General features: G+C 72.1%; 12 protein-coding genes and 2 pseudogenes. 6 read left to right on the top strand and 8 right to left on the bottom strand.

Annotated elements, in window-relative coordinates:
• Positions 1-32 precede the first annotated feature (32 nt).
• Entirely contained in the window at positions 33-2,621 is a 2,589-nt protein-coding gene (locus ACIQAK_RS24365) for a bifunctional FO biosynthesis protein CofGH (RefSeq protein WP_366391235.1), read from the bottom strand.
• A gap of 169 nt (positions 2,622-2,790) precedes the next feature.
• Between ACIQAK_RS24365 and ACIQAK_RS24370 the strand changes: the two genes are divergently transcribed.
• Positions 2,791-3,480 (top strand): HAD family hydrolase, encoded by a 690-nt coding sequence (locus tag ACIQAK_RS24370; protein ID WP_366391282.1) that lies wholly within the window; start codon positions 2,791-2,793, stop codon positions 3,478-3,480.
• A 71-nt stretch (positions 3,481-3,551) separates the two neighbouring features.
• Here the strand turns inward: ACIQAK_RS24370 and ACIQAK_RS24375 are convergent, their stop codons facing one another.
• From ACIQAK_RS24375 to ACIQAK_RS24385, 3 genes are all read right to left on the bottom strand, one after another.
• Positions 3,552-5,036 carry a penicillin-binding protein 2 gene (locus ACIQAK_RS24375; RefSeq protein ID WP_366391236.1) on the bottom strand — a complete coding sequence of 495 codons (1,485 nt, stop codon included), beginning with the start codon at positions 5,034-5,036 and terminating at the stop codon, positions 3,552-3,554.
• 132 nt (positions 5,037-5,168) lie between these two features.
• The gene (locus ACIQAK_RS24380; protein WP_366391237.1) at positions 5,169-6,014 is read right to left on the bottom strand and encodes an LLM class F420-dependent oxidoreductase; all 846 of its coding nucleotides are present in this window, start codon (positions 6,012-6,014) and stop codon (positions 5,169-5,171) included.
• Between the two features lie 197 nt (positions 6,015-6,211).
• Positions 6,212-9,151: a GNAT family N-acetyltransferase gene (locus ACIQAK_RS24385; RefSeq protein WP_366391238.1), complete on the bottom strand. Its 2,940-nt coding sequence runs from the start codon at positions 9,149-9,151 to the stop codon at positions 6,212-6,214.
• A gap of 126 nt (positions 9,152-9,277) precedes the next feature.
• Here ACIQAK_RS24385 and ACIQAK_RS24390 point away from each other — a divergent pair, with 126 nt between their 5' ends.
• Entirely contained in the window at positions 9,278-10,006 is a 729-nt protein-coding gene (locus ACIQAK_RS24390; protein WP_366391239.1) for a siderophore-interacting protein, read from the top strand.
• A 30-nt stretch (positions 10,007-10,036) separates the two neighbouring features.
• On the opposite strand, the gene ACIQAK_RS24395 is transcribed toward ACIQAK_RS24390, so the two are convergent.
• The 4 genes and pseudogenes from ACIQAK_RS24395 to ACIQAK_RS24410 form a co-directional block, all read right to left on the bottom strand.
• Positions 10,037-11,608 carry an APC family permease gene (locus ACIQAK_RS24395; RefSeq protein WP_366391240.1) on the bottom strand — a complete coding sequence of 524 codons (1,572 nt, stop codon included), beginning with the start codon at positions 11,606-11,608 and terminating at the stop codon, positions 10,037-10,039.
• 228 nt (positions 11,609-11,836) lie between these two features.
• A pseudogene (locus ACIQAK_RS24400) lies at positions 11,837-12,196 on the bottom strand (aldehyde dehydrogenase family protein); the annotation flags it as partial.
• A gap of 110 nt (positions 12,197-12,306) precedes the next feature.
• On the bottom strand, positions 12,307-13,092 hold the full coding sequence (locus ACIQAK_RS24405) for a glucose 1-dehydrogenase (RefSeq protein WP_366391241.1): 786 nt from the start codon (positions 13,090-13,092) through the stop codon (positions 12,307-12,309).
• 12 nt (positions 13,093-13,104) lie between these two features.
• A pseudogene (locus ACIQAK_RS24410) lies at positions 13,105-14,005 on the bottom strand (TIGR03619 family F420-dependent LLM class oxidoreductase).
• A gap of 416 nt (positions 14,006-14,421) precedes the next feature.
• On the opposite strand from ACIQAK_RS24410, the gene ACIQAK_RS24415 reads away from it, so the two are divergent.
• From ACIQAK_RS24415 to ACIQAK_RS24430, 4 genes are all read left to right on the top strand, one after another.
• Positions 14,422-15,693: an LPXTG cell wall anchor domain-containing protein gene (locus ACIQAK_RS24415; protein ID WP_366391242.1), complete on the top strand. Its 1,272-nt coding sequence runs from the start codon at positions 14,422-14,424 to the stop codon at positions 15,691-15,693.
• Positions 15,694-15,908: 215 nt separating this feature from the next.
• Positions 15,909-16,958 carry an aldo/keto reductase gene (locus ACIQAK_RS24420; protein ID WP_366391243.1) on the top strand — a complete coding sequence of 350 codons (1,050 nt, stop codon included), beginning with the start codon at positions 15,909-15,911 and terminating at the stop codon, positions 16,956-16,958.
• Between the two features lie 86 nt (positions 16,959-17,044).
• Positions 17,045-17,242, top strand: a complete 198-nt coding sequence (locus ACIQAK_RS24425; RefSeq protein ID WP_366391244.1) for a hypothetical protein — start codon at positions 17,045-17,047, stop codon at positions 17,240-17,242.
• 279 nt (positions 17,243-17,521) lie between these two features.
• The gene (locus ACIQAK_RS24430) at positions 17,522-18,400 is read left to right on the top strand and encodes an alpha/beta hydrolase (RefSeq protein WP_366391245.1); all 879 of its coding nucleotides are present in this window, start codon (positions 17,522-17,524) and stop codon (positions 18,398-18,400) included.

Consider the following 18,400-nt stretch of genomic DNA (forward strand, 5'->3'; position numbering starts at 1 on the left):
TCGTGGCGACAACTGCCCCCGGCAACCGCCTCTCAGCCCGGCACCACCGGCAGCAGTTCCGGCAGGTGGCCGTCCGAGGCCGTGGCCGCCGCGACGCGTTCGGCCGGGACCTCCCCGTACAGCGTCGTGCGAGGGCGGGACGGGCGGCCGGCCAGGTCGGCGATGGCCTTCAGGTCCTGGATCGAGCGGTACGAGCCGTAACTGGAGCCCGCCATCCGGGAGATGGTCTCCTCCATCAACGTGCCGCCCAGGTCGTTCGCGCCCGAGCGGAGCATCTCGGCCGCGCCCTCCGTGCCCAGCTTCACCCAGCTCGTCTGGATGTTGGTGATGTGCGGGTGGAGCAGCAGCCTCGCCATGGCGGTGACGGCCCTGTTGTCGCGGTCCGTCGGGCCCGGATGGGCGATGCCGGCCAGGTAGACCGGGGCGTTGGTATGGATGAAGGGGAGCGTGACGAACTCCGTCAGCCCGCCGGTCTCCTGCTGGAGCCGGGACAGCGTACGGAAGTGGCCCAGCCAGTGGCGAGGCTGGTCCACGTGCCCGTACATCATCGTCGAGGACGAGCGCAGGCCCACCTCGTGCGCCGTCCTGATGACCTCCAGCCAGGTGGCCGTGGGCAGTTTGCCCTTGGTGAGGACCCAGCGGACCTCGTCGTCCAGGATCTCCGCCGCCGTACCGGGGATCGAGTCGAGCCCCGCCTCCTTGGCCGCCGTCAGCCAGTCGCGGATCGACAGGCCGGTGCGGGTCGCCCCGTTGACGACCTCCATCGGCGAGAACGCGTGCACGTGCATGCCGGGGACGCGTTCCTTCACCGCCCGCGCGATGTCGAAGTACGCCGTCCCGGGCAGGTCCGGGTGGATGCCGCCCTGCATGCAGACCTCGACCGCGCCCACGTCCCACGCCTGCGCCGCCCGGTCCGCGACCTGGTCCAGGGAGAGGGTGTACGCGTCGGCGTCCGTGCGGCGCTGCGCGAAGGCGCAGAAGCGGCAGCCCGTGTAGCAGACGTTGGTGAAGTTGATGTTCCGCGTGACGATGTACGTGACGTCGTCGCCGACCACGTCCCGGCGCAGCGCGTCCGCGATCCGGCACAGCTCGTCGAGCGCCGGGCCGTCCGCGTGGAGCAGGGCGAGCGCCTGGTCGTCGGTGAGCTTCGTCGGGTCGTCGGCGGCCTGGCTCAGCGCCTGGCGTACGTCGGCGTCGATGCGGGAGGGGACCATGCCGGGCGCCGCCGCCTCGCGGAGCGCCTCCCAGTCCCCGTACACCTCGTCGAAGTCGTCGCGGCGGTCGCCGGTGCGGCCCTCGGTGTCGATGGTGGTGTGGAGGTCGGTGCGGCCGGAGGAGGTGAAGCCCTCGTCCGGCTCCTGCCAGGGCAGGCCGGCGGGCAGCGCGTCCTCGCGGGCCAGGCCCGTCTCCGGGTCGGCCAGGGCGCGGACGTGCGGGAGGAGGCGGGGGTCGAGCCAGGGCTCCCCGCGCTGGATGAACTCCGGATAGATGGTGAGGCGTTCGCGGAGCGTGAAGCCCGACTCGGCGGTGCGCGCGGCCAGTTCGTCGATGTGCGGCCAGGGGCGCTCCGGGTTCACGTGGTCGGGGGTGAGGGGCGAGACCCCGCCCCAGTCGTCGATGCCCGCGCCGATGAGCAGCGCGTACTCGGCGTCCACCAGGTTCGGCGGGGCCTGGATGCGGGCGGAGGGGCCGAGGATGTGCCGGGCCACCGCGATGGCGGCGGCCAGCTCCTCCAGCTCCGCGTCGGGCATCCCGCGCATCGCCGTGTCCGGCTTGGCGCGGAAGTTCTGCACGATGACTTCCTGGATGCCGTGGTAGGCGCGGGCCGTCTTGCGCAGCTCGAAGAGGGAGTCGGCGCGCTCCTCGTACGACTCGCCGATGCCGATCAGGATGCCGGTGGTGAAGGGAACGTTGGAACGGCCCGCGTCTTCGAGCACTCGCAGCCGTACGGCCGGCTCCTTGTCCGGGGAGCCGTGGTGCGGGCCGCCCGGCTCCGACCACAGGCGGGTCGCCGTCGTCTCCAGCATCATCCCCATGGAGGGCGCCACCGGCTTCAGCCGCTGGAGGTCGGTCCAGGTCATCACGCCCGGGTTGAGGTGGGGCAGCAGGCCCGTCTCCTCCAGGACCCGGATCGCCATGGCCCGTACGTACGCGAGGGTGTCGTCGTACCCCTCCGCCTCCAGCCACTCCCGCGCCTCGGGCCAGCGGTCCTCGGGGCGGTCGCCGAGGGTGAACAGCGCTTCCTTGCAACCCATCGCCGCGCCCTCGCGGGCGATGGCCAGCACCTCGTCGGGCGAGAGGAACATCCCGTGGCCCGCACGGCGGAGCTTGCCGGGGACGGTGACGAAGGTGCAGTAGTGGCACTTGTCGCGGCAGAGACGGGTGAGCGGGATGAAGACCTTGCGCGAGTACGTGATCACGCCCGGCCGGCCCGCCGCCGCCAGGCCGGCGTCCCGGACCCGGGCGGCGGACGCCGCGAGATCCGTCAGGTCGTCGCCGCGCGCCTGGAGCAGGACGGCGGCCTCGGTGACATCGAGGGCGACACCGTCACGGGCGCGTTTGAGCGCGCGCCGCATGGCGTTGGAGGTGGGACGTCCGCTCTGAGGATCGGGATCGGTCATGAACCGAGCATACGAGCGGGGGGCGCGCGCCGGACCAGGGCCTCGGGGCCGAATCCACCGGCCCAGGTGCTCCGGGAGCTCTGCTCGCCCAGCCGCCTTCACTCGTGCGGGCCGACTCACCGAATGAGAGCTCTGCCACGGCACCCCCAGGCTTAGGGTCGGCACGGTGATGGAAACGATCGTCCTCGGCATCGGCGAAACCCTCGTACGCGACGACCGCCACTGGGCGTCCTGGGCCAACTGGCTCGGCGTACCCGCGCACACGCTCAGCGCGCTGGTGGGCGCGGCCGTCGCCCAAGGCCGCGACGCGACGGACGCGCTGCGGGTGCTGCGACCCGGCATGGACATCGACGAGGCGTACCTCGCCCGGGCAGCCGCCGGACGCGGCGAACACCTCGACGAGTCGGACCTCTACCCGGACGTGCGGCCTGCGCTGGCGGAGATGCGGGCGTCGGGGGTGCGGGTCGTCGTGGCGGGGAACGGAACGGTACGGGCCGGGGAGCTGCTGCGGGCGCTGGACCTGCCCGCGGACCTGGTGGTCACCTCGGCCGAGTGGGGCGTAGGCAAGCCGGACCCGGCCTTCTTCGCGCGGGTGGCGGAGGTGTCCGGGGCGGCGCCGGGGGCGACGCTGTACGTGGGCGATCACCCGGCGGACGACCTGTTCCCCGCGGCCACGGCGGGCCTGCGGACCGCGCACCTGCGGCGGGGGCCGTACGGGCACTGGTGGGCGGAGCACGCCGATGTGGTGGGGACGGCGGACTTCCGCATCAAGGCGTTGACGGAGCTGGTGGGGGTGGCGGGACGCGAGGGGGCCTCGGCGCCCGGGGTGCGGAGGGGTGGGTTGCGGGCGGTGCGGTAAGGGGGCGCCCCGGTGAGCGTGACCTGCACCGTGATCCTCTTGCGCACGCGGGACCGAGCCGGGGGCGGGGCTCAATCCCCCAGCACCGCCTCCATCACCTTCTTCGCTATCGGGGCGCCCAGGCGGCCGCCGGAGATGTCCGAGCGGGAGATGTCCATGTCCGTCGGGTCGATGAAGACGGCGACCGCGACCGACCGGCCGTCGTCCTTCTTGCCGTAGCTGACGAACCAGCCGTACGGGACCTCGTCGCGCACGTTCACCCCGCGCTGGGCGGTGCCCGTCTTGCCGCCGACCGTCACACCGTCGATCAACGCGCGCTGCGCGCTGCCCTCCTTGGCGGTGTGCTCCATCATCTCCTGGACCTTCTTCGCCGTCCCGGACGAGACCGCCTGGCTCATCTCGGCCGGTTCGTTCTTCTCCAGCGTGGACAGGTCCGGTCCGCGCAGCTCCTCCACGATGTACGGCTGCATCAGCTTGCCGTCGTTGGCGAGGGCCGCCGTCACCATCGCCATCTGCATCGGGGTGCTCGTCAGGCTGCCCTGGCCCACGCCGGTCAGGGCCGTGCCGGGCTTGTCGAGCTTCGGCGGGTAGAGGCTCTTCGTGGCGAGCAGGTCGCCGAACTCCTCCGCGTACACGTCCTCGTTGAAGCCGAACTTCTCCGCCGTCTCCCGCATCCGGTCCTCGCCCAGCTCCGCGGCCGCGTCGAGGAAGACGTTGTTGCAGGAGTACTGCATGGCGGTCTTCATGGACGCCTTGTCGCAGACGGCGTCCCCCGCCTCGCTGCCGATCCTGTTCCTGGAGAGCGGCAGCGGATACGGCGAGACCGCCTTCGTCGGGGCGTCCACGTCCGAGACCACGCCGTGCTCCAGCGCCGCAGCCGCCGTGAGGATCTTGAACGTCGAGCCGGGCGGGAAGGTCTCGCGCAACGGGCGGTTGGCCAGCGGCTTGCTCTTGTCGTCCAGGAGGCCCTTGAAGCGGTCGCTCTCCTTGAACGTGATCCCGGCGAAGACCTCCGGGTCGTACGAGGGCGTGGAGACCAGGGCCAGCACCTTGCCGGTGCGCGGGTCCAGGGCGACGACCGCGCCCCGGGCGCCCAGGTCGGTCAGCCCCCGGTAGCCGGCCTGCTGCGCCCTGGCGTCGATCGTGGTGATCACATCACCGCCGCGCCTCGGCTCCCCGGTGAGGACGTCCTTGGCGTGCCGGAAGGCGAAACGGTCGTCCTGGCCGCTGAGGACGCTGTCGTACGTCCGCTCCAGCAGCGAGGTGCCCTGCGCCTGGGAGGCGAATCCGGTGACGGGCGCGTACATCGGCCCGTCCTTGAAGGTCCGCCGGAACACATAATCCCTGCTGCCCGTCTCCTTCGAGCCGGTGATCGCCTTGCCGCCGACGATGATGTCGCCGCGCGGCGAGGCGAACCGCTCGAACCGGACCCGGGTGTTCTTCTCGTGCTGGGACAGCTCCACGCGGTCGATCTGCTGCAGCCAGTTCGCCCGCAGCAGCAGCGCCAGCACCAGCAGCCCGCAGAAGATGGCTATGTGCCGCAACGGCCTGTTCATTCCACTCCCCACCCCGGCGGGCCCACCGCCCGTACGCCCGAAAACACCAGCGGGCCGTGCCCACTACGCGATCCCCCGGGAGTAAGGATGCCCTGCCGGCGCCCCCGGTTGCACGGGGCGGGACCGCGGAGCTCAGAGGTAGGCCGCGTACCCGTCCAGGACCCGCAGCACCTCCGGCTCGCGGGCCGGGGGCAGCTGGAGCACGACCTCCTCGATGCCCAGGTCCGCGTAGTGGGCGAGCTTCCCGGGGTCCGGGAGGACGGCGTACGGCACCACCTGGAGGTCCTTCGGGTCGCGGCCCGCCTCCTCCCAGGCCGCCCGCAGCTCGGGTACGGACTCCCTCAGGCCCCGGCCGCCGATGGGGAGCCAGCCGTCCGCGTGCTCCGCGATCGCCGCGAACAGCTTGGGACCCGCCCCGCCGCCGATCAGCGTGCGGGGGCCGACGACCGGGCCGCGCGGCGCCTGGACCGGCTTGGGGTGGGCGAAGCTCGCCTGGACCGAGCCGAACTCCCCTTCGTACGCCGTCGGTTCGGCGGACCACAGCGCCCGCATCAGCGCCAGCCGGTCGCGCGCCCGCTCCCGGCGGGTGGACCACTGAACCCCGTGGTCGGCGGCTTCCTCGACGTTCCAGCCGTAGCCGACGCCGAGCGTGAACCGGCCGCCGGAGAGGTGGTCCAGGGTCGCCACCTGCTTGGCCAGGTCGACCGGGTCGTGCTGGGCGACCAGCGTGATGCCGGTGCCGAGCGCGATCCGTTCGGTGACGGCCGCCGCCTGGCCGAGCGCCACGAAGGGGTCCAGGGTGCGGCCGTACTCCCGGGGCAGCTCACCCCCCGCCGGGTACGGGGTGCGGCGGCTCACCGGGATGTGGGTGTGCTCGGGCAGGTAGAGCCCGGCGAACCCGCGCTGCTCCAGCTCGCGCGCCAGTCTCACGGGCGTCACCGTCTCGTCGGTGAGGAAGATCGTCGTGGCGATCCGCATCGAGAGCACCTCCGTCGTCGTGGTGGATGGGTACCTGGTCGGTCGGTACGGGGTGTCGGTCGGTACGTGGTCGATCAGCACGTGGCCGAGCGGCACATGGCCGGTCGACGCACCGGCGTTCGGGCCGTCCGCAGCGCCAACCTAAGCCGTACGGCGCTGAAAAGCTCGGCCGCTACGGGATGAGAGCCGGGGCCCTTTCACGCCAGGCCCAGCGCCGCCCTGCTCAGGAACGCCAGCCGGGCCGTCTTCTCCGGCTTCTGGATCTCCGGGCCCAGCTCGAACCCGACGCGGACCATCCTCGCCAGCGCCTTCTCGTTGCGGGCGTCCGGCTCCACGACGACCCGCAGGTGGGCCGGGTCGCTGAAGACGTAGCCGACGAACGCGGTCAGGAGGGCGTCCGTGTACCCCTTCACCGGTCCGTCGGCGGGCGCGATCAGCAGGTGGATGCCGAAGTCCCCGGGCCGGACGTCGTAGCACTCGCCCACCGGGTCGGCGTCCGGTTCGTACGTCTGGAAGAGCGCGGCCGGGACGCCGTCTCGGAGCGCCAGGTAGGCGTGGTGGGTGGGGAGCGAGTCGACGAACTCGTAGATCTCCTGGACCTGTTCGCGGGTGTGGTCGGCCATGCCCCAGAAGCGGGCGCGCTCCTCGGTGACCCAGCCGTGCAGCAGGTCTGCGTCGGCCGCCGGGTCGACCGGGACCAGGCGGACGACTCCGAAACCCTCGACCTTCTGCTCGTGGACGGCGGGGCGCAGGGCCGGGACGGTGGAGGTGGTGGGCTCAGGGGTCGTGCTCATGGTGGTGGTGTTCTCCTCGGTGCGGTGCAGCAGGTTCCAGTCCGTGGTGACGGGGGCCAGGCGGCCGCTCGCCCACAGCTCCGCCTGGTCGCGGTGATGGGCGGAGCCAGGCACTCCGGAAGCGCCGAACGGCACCACCCAGAGGCTGTCCTCGCGGCGGGCCAGGTCCCAGACGTACCGGGCGGCGGGCCCTCGGGCGAAGAGGTCGGTGATCCCGGGGACGCTGGAGGTGGAGAGCACGCAGTCGTGGTCGCCCGCGAGCCCCGGCCAGACCTCCACGGGGGTCGCGTCGGGCAGCGCCTGCCACGGGGAGACCCGGTGGACCTCGCCCCAGGGGCTCGGGCCGCTGCCCTCGGCGTGGGTGGCGGTGACCGCCTCGGCCGAGGCCGCGACGATCGCCAGCCGGTCCTCGTACGGGAGGAGTCCGACGGTGAGCAGGGTCTCCAGGGCGTAGCCGATCCGGGGTACGGCGGCGAGCCAGGGGCGGAAGAGCGGCGGGTACGCGGGCGAGCGCCAGGGGTCGGCGTCGCCCGTGACCGGCCCCAGGGCGGGGTGGCCGGCCAGCCGGTGGACGACGTCCGTGCGCAGCCGGGCGTAGAGGGTGGCGTCGGTGCTGTCCGCGTCCATGTGACGGTCCCAGCGCAGCAGCCGGTCCCTCAGGCGTTCGGCGTCGGGGCCGAGGTCCGGGGCCCAGGCGAGCAGGGAGAGGAGCTGCCGGGAGGAGGCGAGGAGGGTGTCGGTGTGGACGGCGGCCATGTCGGCGGGCGACCGGGGCGGGCCGGTGGTCCCCCTGGCTCCCGCGCCCGGGGGCGTGCCGAGCAGCTCCCGGATGCGGTTCGCGCGGTGCGGGGGTGCGAACTCGATGCCGAGGGGGGCTGCGAGGCCGCGCTCGTTGGCCATCACGGCGGTGCCGGTGGCGCTGTCGACCTCGGTACGGGGCAGGGGCTCACAGCCCTCGCGCCAGGCGTACGCGGGGTCGTGCGCGGGGACGACCCGGAGCCGGTTCCGCAGCGGGCGCACGGGGACGTGCCCGGCGACCCGGTGCAGGGCGGCCCCGGAGGTGTCGGCGGCCAGGACCACGTTGACGGGTTCGACCCAGCCGTCGAGGGCGGTGTCGAGGTCGGCGACCGTACGGGCCCGGAGCAGCGCGGGCAGCACGTCGAAGCCGAGGTCGCCGGTGGTGCGGGGCGGGTAGCGGAGGCTGATGACGGGGTCCGCGAGGGGCGCCTGGGCCATCCCGTCGTCCGAGGTGCCGTCCGGTACGTCCCCGATGATCACCGGCCCCCGGTCCGTCTCCACGACCTCGACCGTCTGCGGCTCGCCCCCGGCCACCTCGACGGTCTCGGTATGGGCGTGGACCCGGTACCAGCCGTCCGGCCCGAGCGCCTCCACCCCGCCGTCCGCCGTGCGGCGCAGCTGCTCCCGGTAGAGGTCCTGGTAGTCGGCCATCGCGTTGGTGATCGCCCAGGCGACGCCCCCCGCGTGCCCGAAGTGGGCGATGCCGGGTACGCCGGGGACGGCGAGGCCGACCACGTCGAACTCGGGGCAGGCGAGCCGGATCTGCTGGTAGACGCCCGGGTCCTCGATGAAGCGGTGCGGGTCGCCCGCGATGACCGGGGCGCCGGTGGTGGTGCGGGCGCCGGTGAGGAGCCAGCCGTTGGAGCCGGAGGTGCCGGGGCCGTCGGTGGCGAAGAGGGTCGCGCGGTCGTCGCCGAGCCTGCGGGCGACCTCTTCGCGCCAGAGCTTGGTGGGGAACCCGGCGAAGAGGATGTGGGTGGAGAGCCAGACGCCGAGCGGGGTCCAGGGCTCCCAGCGGCCGGGGGCGAGCCCGGCGGCGGCGAACTCCGGCGTGCGGGAGGCCCCTTCGGCCAGGCCCGCGTTGACCCCGTCGACGTACGCGCCCACCCAGGCGGCGGTCCGGGGTGCGAGGCGGTCGAAGCAGCGGCGGGCGGTGTCGGCCAGCCGGGCCCGCCGGGCGAACCGGTCCCAGTCGACGGCCTCGGCGCCCAGGTACGCGGCGGTCGTGCCGAGCACCCGGTGGCGTTCGGTCTCCAGCTGCCAGGCGCGGTCCAGCGCGGCGTTGTGGCCCTGGGCGCGAGCCAGGGCGAGGGCGCTGCCGGCCCGCAGGTGGGGTATCCCCAGGTCGTCCCGGAACACCTCGAAGCCGTCCGGCCCCGGGTCCCCGTCGCCGCCGGGTCTCTCGCTGCCGTCCGGTCGGCCGCTCGGCCTGTCGCTGCCGTCCGGTCTGTCGCCGCCGTCCGGTCTGTCGCCGCCGTACGGCCTGTCACCGCCGCTCGGCCTGTCGCCGCCGTACGGTCTCTCGCTGTCGGTGTCAGCGGTCATCGCTCTGCCCATCCCCTGCTCCCGGTGGTTTTCAGCCACTCCCCAGCTCCCGAGATTTAGGTTAGCCTAACCTAATGTGACCCTTTGGGCAGTGGGCCGGGGCACCAGGGGAAGGCGGGAGACACCGTGGGTCATGGCTGGGAAGGCGTCGTTCTCAAACTGTTCCGAGGGCGGGACTTCACGTTCACCGTGACCGGCTCGGAGCAGGTCACCGACCGGTTCCACCGGGTGCACCTGACCGACGGAGGGCTGCTCGCCGCGACCGGCGGGGCGCACCCGACGATGTGGGTGCGGCTCTGGTTCGAGAAGGCCGGCAAGCCGCATCAGCGCGCCTACACCCTCGTCGACCCGGACCCCGAAGCCGGGACCTTCAGTCTGGAGTTCGCCCTCCACGAGGGCCCGGCCTGCGACTGGGCACGGGCCGCCAAGGCCGGCGACACGATCGACGCGACGCTCCAGGGCACCGGCTTCGCGCTGCCCGACCCGGCACCCTCGCGGCTCTTCGTGATCGGTGACCCGGCCGCGCTCCCCGCGATCAACTCGCTGCTGGACGCGGTCCCGGACACCCCGGCGACGATCTGGTTCGAGTCCTCGGACGCGGCGGACCGCAAACTTCCGTTCCGCCTCGACGAGGCCCACCACACCCTGCACCACGTCGAGCGCCGCGCGGGCGGCGCGCAGCTGGTCGCCGAGGTGAAGGCGGCCCTGCCGGGGCTGCTGGGGGACGACCACTCGGACGCGTTCGTCTGGGTCGCCTGCGACACCTCGACCACCCGGGCCCTGACGGCGTACCTCCGCAAGGAGCTGGGCCTGCCCAAGGACCGGGTGGACGCGACGGGTTACTGGCGGCCGTAGCCGGACACGTCATGCCGCCGTACGGAGACCTCAGTCCTCGACCACCAGGACCGGGGTCTCCTTCGTCAGTACCTCGCCCCGGAAGAACGCCGGGCTGCGGCGCTCCATGGCGACCATCAGCACCACGCCGAGGAGCAGCAGCCCCACCCCGATGACGAAGACCGAGCCGACGCCGAGGACCGAGGAGCCGGAGCCGTACGCCGGGTCCCACATGTCGTAGAGGGTCTTGGCGAAGACGGCGGCGAGCAGCAGGCCGCCGACGACCGGGAAGAGGCCCTTGAAGACCAGGTCCCGGGCGGAGCGGGTCAGTACGGCGCGGAAGTACCAGGCGCAGGCGAAGGCGGTCAGCGCGTAGTAGAAGCAGATCATGAGGCCGAGCGCGTAGATCGTGTCGACCAGGACGTGCTCGCTGACCAGGGTCATCACGGTGTAGAAGACCCCGGTCCCGATGCCCGCCGTGATCGTCGCCCGGCCGGGCGTCCTGAAGCGGGGATGGACCTTGGCGTACGAGGCCGGCATCGCCTCGTACGTGGACATCGCCAGGACCGTGCGCGCCACCGGGATGAACGTGGTCTGGAGGCTGGCGGCGGCCGAGGCGAGGACGGCGACGAAGAGCAGCACGCCGAGGCCGGGGCCCATCACCGGTCCGGCGAGGGCGGCGAAGACGTTGCCGGAGGTCTCCGGGTTGGCGAGGCCGAGCCCGGACTCACCGGAGCCGACGGCCATCTGGGCGGCGATGCCGGTGGCCAGGTAGGAGCCGACCAGGACGACCATCGCGATGAGCGCGGCGCGGCCCGGGGTCTTCTCGCTGCCGGTCGTCTCCTCGTTGGCGGTCAGACAGGCGTCCCAGCCCCAGAACATGAAGATCGAGAGGGACAGGCCCGCGGTGAAGGCCGCGAAGGACTGGACGGCGAACGGGTTCATCCACGACCAGGAGAAGTCGAGCGAGGTGGCGAAGGACGCGTCCCCGCTGCCCGCCTTGGACAGGGCCATCACCACGAAGAGCGCGAGCACGGCCAACTGGAGGCCGACCAGGGCGTACTGGACGCCCTTGGTGGCCGTCATCCCCCGGTAGCTGATCGCGGTGGCGGCGGCGATGAGGGCGAGGCAGGTGCCGATGTGGACGAGCTTGTTGTCGTCCAGGGCGGCGACCGAGCCGCTGCCCGTGATCTCGCCCGCCAGCAGCCAGAAGTACGAGGTGGCGACGCCCGCCAGGTTGGACAGGACGATGATCGTCGCGATGACCAGGCCCCAGCCGCACATCCAGCCGACGCGCGGGCCGAACGCCTTCACCGTCCAGGTGAAGGAGGTGCCGCAGTCCGGCATGGCCCTGTTGAGCTCGCGGTAGGCGAAGGCGACGAGCAGCATCGGCAGGAACCCGGCCAGGAAGACGGCGGGCATCTGCACGCCGACCTCACCGGCGGTGGAGCCGAGGGTCGAGGTCAGGCAGTAGACGGGGGCAACGGTGGAGACACCGATGACGGCGCTGCCCATCAGGCCGACGGAGTTCCCGCCGAGGCCCTTGCCGCGTACACCGCCGCCGGCCGGGGCGCTCCCCCGTACCGTGTCTCCGGCCCGTGGCCGCGCGTCCAGCTGAGTCATGAGGAGGACGTTATGCGCTGCGATATCCACATCCGGAGGGTGAGACTCCAACGTCTCACCCTTGTTTACATCGATCGATCTCCGGGGAACATGCCATTAATTCAAGGTCACATGCGCGTGAAGCCTTGCAATGCATGCCGGTCACGCAACGGTGGCGACGTACGGTAATCGCAGCACTGTCCGTTTTGTACCGTTTCCAAAATTTCCCGCGCCGCACCGCGGGGCACGTCAGCCGGGCCAGACGATCGCCTGCGTCTCGCTGTAGGCGTGCAGCGCGTACGAGCCGACGTCCCGTCCCACGCCGCTCTTCTTGAACCCGCCGAAGGGGGCCTCCATGTTCCGCCCGACCGTGTTGACGCCCACCCCGCCCGCGCGCAGCCGGCGGGCGAGGCGGAAGGCACGGGCCACATCGCCCGACCAGACGTAGTCGATGAGGCCGTAGTCGCTGTCGTTGGCGAGCGTGACACCCTCGTCCTCGTCGTCGAAGGGGACGACCACGACGACCGGGCCGAAGATCTCCTCGCGGACGACCCGCATGCCGGGGGTGCAGTCGGTGAGGAGCGTGGGGGCGACGTAGAAGCCCCGGTCTGACGATTTCCTGACATACCGTCAGATTATGATGCGACCGACTGTTCCACCGCCGCCGCACCCCGTCAATAGATGACGCCTCGTCAGGGCACGCCGCTCGCGCAGCCCGTTCAGAACAGGTTCACCCCGGCCAGCCACCCCCCGTCGATGACGAACGGCTGCCCGGTGATGTACGAGGAGTCCTGGCAGGTCAGGAAGAGAGCCAGCGCCGCCACCTCCTCGGGCCGCCCGATCCGCCCCATCGGCACCAGCTTGCGGTAGTACGCGTCCAGCGCGGCGTCCGACCGGCTCAGGTCGGCGTCCGGGTCGAGCAGGGCTGGGTTGCTCATCGCCGTGTCGATCGCGCCCGGACAGGTCGCGTTGACCCGGACCCCCTTGCCCGCCAGCTCCACGGCGGCGACCTTCGTGAGCCCGAGGACGGCGTGCTTGGTCGCGGCGTACGCGCCCACCAGCGCCATGCCCGTCAGACCGGTGTACGAGGACGTGTTGACGATCGTCCCGCCGCCCGCCGCCCCGATCTCCGGCGCGACGGCGCGGATCCCGAGGAAGGCGCCGGTGAGGTTGACCTGCACCACCTGCTGGAACTCCGCCAGCGGGGTGTCGACCAGCTCGTTGAAGCGGAGGATGCCCGCGTTGTTGACGAGCCCGTCGATCCTCCCGAAGGCATCCCTGGCCGTGGCGACGACGGCGGCCCACTCCTCCTCCCGCCCCACGTCCAGCCGCACGAACCGGGCGGCCTCCTCCCCCAACTCCGCCGCCAGCGCCTCTCCTTGCTCCACCAGCACATCGGCGATGACGACCCGCGCCCCCTCCGCCGCGAAGAGCCGCGCCTCCTGCTCACCCTGCCCGCGTGCCGCCCCGGTGACAAGGACGACCCGCCCGTCCAGCTTTCCCATGCCACTACTCCCCTACCTGTCGAGATGAGGGGCCACGTCCGCGCCGAACGCCGCCATCTGATCGGTCAGTTCGTCCACGCTCCGGCTCCGGAACCGCACCTGGATCTGGTGCACGCCGATCGCCGCGTACTCCCGCAGCGACGCCGCCAGCTCCTCCGGCTTCCCCGCGAGGGTCCGCCGCCCCACGGACCACCCGGGCTCACCGACGTACAGCGGCTCGGTGATCGCACCGATCACGATCGGCTCCTCGACCCCCGCCCCCTCCCGCAGAGCGTGCAGCCGGGCGATCTGCGCGGGCAGCCGGTCCCGGGGATCGCCCTGCGGGAGCCAGCCGTCCCCCGTACGGCGGCCCGGCGCACGGCGGCGGGCGAGGAGCCGCCCACCCAGACCGGGACCCGCTCCTGGGCGGGGCGCGGCAGCTGCCCGAGCCCGGCGAAGGAGAACCGCTCCCCGCGAACTCCGGGTACTCCTCGGGCCCGAGCGCCGCCCGCAGCGCGTCGATCGTCTCGTCCAGCACGCCCCCGCGCCCGTCGAAGTCCGCCCCGACCGCCTCGAACTCCTCCCGTACGTGCCCGGCGCCGAGGATCAGCCGACCGCCGCTGAGGTGGTCGAGGGTGGCGTACTGCTTGGCCGTGACGAGCGGGTGGCGCAGCCCGACGACGGCGACATGGCTCATCAGGAGCACGCGCTCGGTGACCCCGGCGAGGAACGAGAGCGTGGCGACGGGGTCGTACCAGACCGTGCTCATCCCCTCCGCGAGCCGGCGCGGGATGGCGATGTGGTCGCAGCCCGCGATGTAGGCGAAGCCGGCGCGGTCGGCGGCCCCGGCGACGCGGACGAGGTCGGCGGGGGTCGCCGACGCCTCCCAGGGTTCGGCGTACAGCGCGCTCTGCGACTGGACCGGGAGCTGCATCCCGTACGTCAGCGGCCCGGCGGGCGACGGTGGCGGTGCCGGCACGACGGCCTCCTTCCCCTTCGGCCCCGGGGGCCGTTCGCCACCGGTGACGGCCGCCATCGTCATACCTGACGGCCCATCAGGCAAGGGGTGCGGGCGGCCGGGACGACAGGGGCGGCCCATGGCGTTGATCACAGGAAAAGCACAGCGGCGGAGAGCAACTGCCCCCTTTTCGCTCCTTCTGTCAGTCCGCGTCACGCCTGGTCCGCCCGGCACCGCCCGGAAACACCCACCCCGGATTGGACGTTCCGCCATACCATCGCCACCGGTCACCCGCGTGATACACGACGCCGCCGCACCGCCGTACACCGCTGACGTCGTGCATGCCGCCCGACCGGCCGCCCTCATTCGCTGTCCCGGACCAAAGGGTTCCTGTGAAGAATCGCCGCATTCTCGCCACGGCCGTCGCCGTCGCCGTGACGACGCCTGCCGTCATGCTTTCCGTCACCCCCGCGTTCGCCGACACCAAGCCCGCCGCGCAGACGCAGTCGTCCAAGCCGTCCGTCGAGGAGCTCGAGAAGGCGGCGGCCGAGGCACAGAAGGCGTACGACGACGCCCTCGCGGCCGAGACCACCGCGTACCAGGCACTGGAAGCCGCGCTCTCCGACACCGCGCCCCTCACGGTGGCCGCCAAGGCCGCCCGGAAGGCCGCGGAGGACGCGGCCACCGCGAAGGCGACCGCCGACCAGGCGGTCACGGACGCGCAGACCGCGCTCGACGCCCTGACCGAGGACGCCACCGAGGAGGAGCGGACCACCGCGGAGCAGACCCTGACCGACGCCAAGACGGCCGCCGCGACGGCCGCCACGGCCAAGACCACCGCCGACGCCGCCGCCAAGGCCGCGGACGACCTCGCCGAAGCCGCACGGGTCGAGGCGGACCGGGTCCACCGCAAGGCACAGGACGCGGTGAAGGAGGCGCTCGCCGCCAAGACGGCCGCCGACGCGGCCCTGGAGCGCGCCAGGGAAGAGGAGGACGAGGGCGACGGGGACTGCGAGGACGCGCCCGGCCTCACCACCGTCGTGACCGGCTTCCCCTCCTCGGTCACCGCCGGCTCCAAGACCACCTTCTCGGTCCGGGTGTCCAACGGCACCGGGGAGGACATGGACAAGGTCCTCACGTACGCGAGTGTCCACGGGACCGCCAAGAGCGGCCTCAAGGACATCGCCAAGTACCTGAAGCTGAAGTGGTCGACCGCCTCCTCGCCGAAGTGGAAGACCGTCGACGGCAACCTGTACATCAACGCCATCGGCGCGCTGAAGGACGGCGACCAGGCGGACATCAAGCTGCGCCTGGACGTCGACGCCAAGACCCCGGCCGGGCAGGGCCTCACCTTCATCGCGGGGGACTACTTCAACAAGGACGGCTCCTGCGGCATGACGCCCGACGCCGCCGTGAACGAGTTCGACATCAAGGCCGCGGCCCGCAAGCCGTCCCCCACGCCCAGCACGAGCGCCCCGGCCGGCTCCGGGGTCACCCCGCAGTCGGGTTCGAGCGTCCCGCTGAACACCACGAGCGGCACCCTCGCCGCGACCGGCTCGTCCGACGCCACCGCGCAGATCGCCCTGGTGGGCGGTGCGGCCGTGGTGATCGGCGCCGGCGCGATGTTCGTCGCGCGCCGGCGCAGGACGGACACCGACGCCTGAGGCGCAAGGGACCGGCGGAAAGGGGCTCCACCGCGTACCGCGGCGGGGCCCTTCGCCGTAGGCCTCCCTCACCCCTTCGCCGTACGGCCCTCCCTTACCTTTCACCGTACGGCCCTCCCCTGCCCTTGCCCTTGCCCTCGACCGCACTCCAACTCCTAGAGTGCCGACGAAGCCCCGGCCGGACAGGCCGGGGGATCGGAACAGGGGAAACGGTCATGCGCTATCGCACTCTCGGCGGCACCGGCATCAAGGTGAGTGCCCACTGCCTGGGCACCATGATGTTCGGCTCGGTCGGCAACCCCGATCACGACGCGTCCGTACGGGTCATCCACGCCGCCCTCGACGCGGGCATCAACTTCGTCGACACGGCGGACATGTACTCCTCCGGCGAGTCCGAAGTCATCGTCGGCAAAGCGCTCAAGGGCCGTCGGGACGAGGTCGTCCTCGCCACCAAGTTCCACTTCCCGATGGGCGAAGGGCCCAACCGGGGCGGCAATTCGCGGCGTTGGATCGTCCAGGAGGTCCAGGAGAGCCTGCGCCGCCTCGGCACCGACTGGATCGACCTCTACCAGGTCCACCGCCCCGACCACACGACGGACATCGAGGAGACCCTCTCCGCACTGACCGATCTCGTACGGCAGGGCAAGATCCGCGCGTTCGGCTGTTCGGCGTTCCCGGCCGAGGAGATCGTCGAGTCGCAGGTCGTGGCCGAGCGCCGCAACCTCGGAAGGTTCCGGACCGAGCAGCCGCCGTACTCGATCCTGGCCCGGGGCATCGAGAAGTCGGTCCTCCCGGTCTGCCGCCGGTACGGCATGGGCGTCCTCACCTGGAGCCCGCTGGCCTCCGGCTTCCTGACCGGCAAGTACCGCAAGGGCGAAGCCATCGACCTGTCCACCGGCCGCGCGGCCCTGCATCCCCACCGCTTCGACCCGGCGGCCCCGCTGACCGCCGCCAAACTGGAGGTCGTGGAGCAGCTCGTGGCCGTCGCCGACAGCATCGGCACCACCCTGCCCGAGCTGGCCGTCGCCTTCCCCCTCACCCATCCCGCCGTCACGTCGGTGATCATCGGCCCCCGCACGATGGACCAGCTGGAGGGCCTGCTGAAGGGCGCCTCGCTGACGCTGGACGACGAGACCCTGGACCGCGTCGACGCGATCGTGGCCCCGGGGACGGACGTCTACCCACCGGACGGCGTGTGGACGCCGCCTTCGCTGACCGAAGTCCCGCTGCGCAGGCGGCCGGTGGGGGAACGGGCGGGGGCGTAGGCGGACGGACCACCCCCACTGCCTCCGCCGCTCACCCGACCCCGACTGGGCGTAACCCCACCCGAGGCCTGCAAGGGAGTGAGCCCGTGAGACTGTTCCGCCGCTCATCCGGCCTCGGCGCGCTCGCGCTGGCCGGCGTCCTCACCGCCACTCTGCTCCTGTCCTCCCCCGACACCGCCCAGGGCGCTCCCCCGCCCTGGGAGGCGGCACCACAGGGCCGGACGAGCCTGCGCAGGGGTGGGGACCCGACACACGTATGGGACTGGTACAAGTGCAATCGATAGCGCGGGGCCACACGGTCAGAACGACCCGTCCCGTACGGCGGTGACGAAGGTCTGCCACTCCGCCGGGGCGAAGGTGTGCGCGCCGGGGGTGCGGGGCAATTCGGTGGCGGGTGCACCGGGCGGGGCCTATGGTTCCGATCATGTACTCGACCCTGCACAACTGGCAATCCCTGCGCATCCGTTCGGTGTCCCGGACTCGGTGCTGACCCGAGCGTCCCGTCGGCACCTGGTCATCCGCGCACTGTTCACCGTTCGCCTCAGGATGACGAGGATTCCTTCATGCGCACCACCGCACACCCCACCTTCGTATGCGTTCCCGGCGGGTCCAGCAACGCCCGTGCCTGGGGGCCGCTGCAGAACGAGCTGGCCCTGCTCGGTCACCGCTCGTACGCCGTCGACCTGCCCGGGCACGGCGACCGCGCCGACCACCCGGCCGCCTACTACCAACAGCCGCAGGACCTTGCGGCACTGGTCACCGCTCCCTCCCCGATGCGCGGCATCACGTTGCGGGACAACGTGCGTCACGTGGTGGACGTCCTGCACCGGCTCGCCCCGTTCGGGCCCCTGGTCCTGGCGGGCAACAGCTTCGGCGGCCTGACCGTCACCGCCGTCGCCAACGCCGTACCCGAACTCCTCGACCGCGTCGTCTACCTCTCCGCGGTCTGCCTCAGCGATGCGGCGATGCTCACCGAGGAGTGGGACGTCCTCGACGACAACGTGCTGGACGCCGCTGCGGCACGCATCACCGTGGCGGACACCGGGAACCAGGGAGTGATACGGCTCAACTGGCGTGCCGCGCACGCCGACTCCGGGCTGTTCGCGCAGCTCAAGGCCGCGGTCATGGCCGACTCCACCGACCACCAGTTCCGGTTGCTGCTCGACTCCATGGACCCGGACGAGAACTACGCGGTGATGGAGGAAGGCGCGGTGGCCCGGGCCGCGCGGTGGGGCAAGGTCCCGCATACCTTCGTACGCCTCACCGAAGACCTGAGCATCCCCCCGGCCGTCCAGGACTACATGGTCCGCAAGGCCGACGAACTGACCCCGGAGAACCCGTTCGACGTCCGCACGCTGGCCGCGTCACACGTCGGGTACTTCAGCCGCCCACACCTCTTCGCAGCGCTCTTGGCCGACCTGGCCCCAGCGGTGTCGATGTGA

The organism is Streptomyces sp. NPDC088706, from assembly GCF_044752765.1.
GTDB lineage: Bacteria > Actinomycetota > Actinomycetes > Streptomycetales > Streptomycetaceae > Streptomyces.

Coding starts and splice junctions, on each gene's coding strand:
- ACIQAK_RS24405 (WP_366391241.1), bottom strand. CDS start 13,092: ATGGGAAAGCTGGACGGGCGGGTCGTCCTTGTCACCGGGGCGGCACGC.
- ACIQAK_RS24420 (WP_366391243.1), top strand. CDS start 15,909: ATGCGCTATCGCACTCTCGGCGGCACCGGCATCAAGGTGAGTGCCCAC.
- ACIQAK_RS24385 (WP_366391238.1), bottom strand. CDS start 9,151: ATGACCGCTGACACCGACAGCGAGAGACCGTACGGCGGCGACAGGCCG.
- ACIQAK_RS24380 (WP_366391237.1), bottom strand. CDS start 6,014: ATGCGGATCGCCACGACGATCTTCCTCACCGACGAGACGGTGACGCCC.
- ACIQAK_RS24395 (WP_366391240.1), bottom strand. CDS start 11,608: ATGACTCAGCTGGACGCGCGGCCACGGGCCGGAGACACGGTACGGGGG.
- ACIQAK_RS24365 (WP_366391235.1), bottom strand. CDS start 2,621: ATGACCGATCCCGATCCTCAGAGCGGACGTCCCACCTCCAACGCCATG.
- ACIQAK_RS24430 (WP_366391245.1), top strand. CDS start 17,522: ATGCGCACCACCGCACACCCCACCTTCGTATGCGTTCCCGGCGGGTCC.
- ACIQAK_RS24370 (WP_366391282.1), top strand. CDS start 2,791: ATGGAAACGATCGTCCTCGGCATCGGCGAAACCCTCGTACGCGACGAC.
- ACIQAK_RS24375 (WP_366391236.1), bottom strand. CDS start 5,036: ATGAACAGGCCGTTGCGGCACATAGCCATCTTCTGCGGGCTGCTGGTG.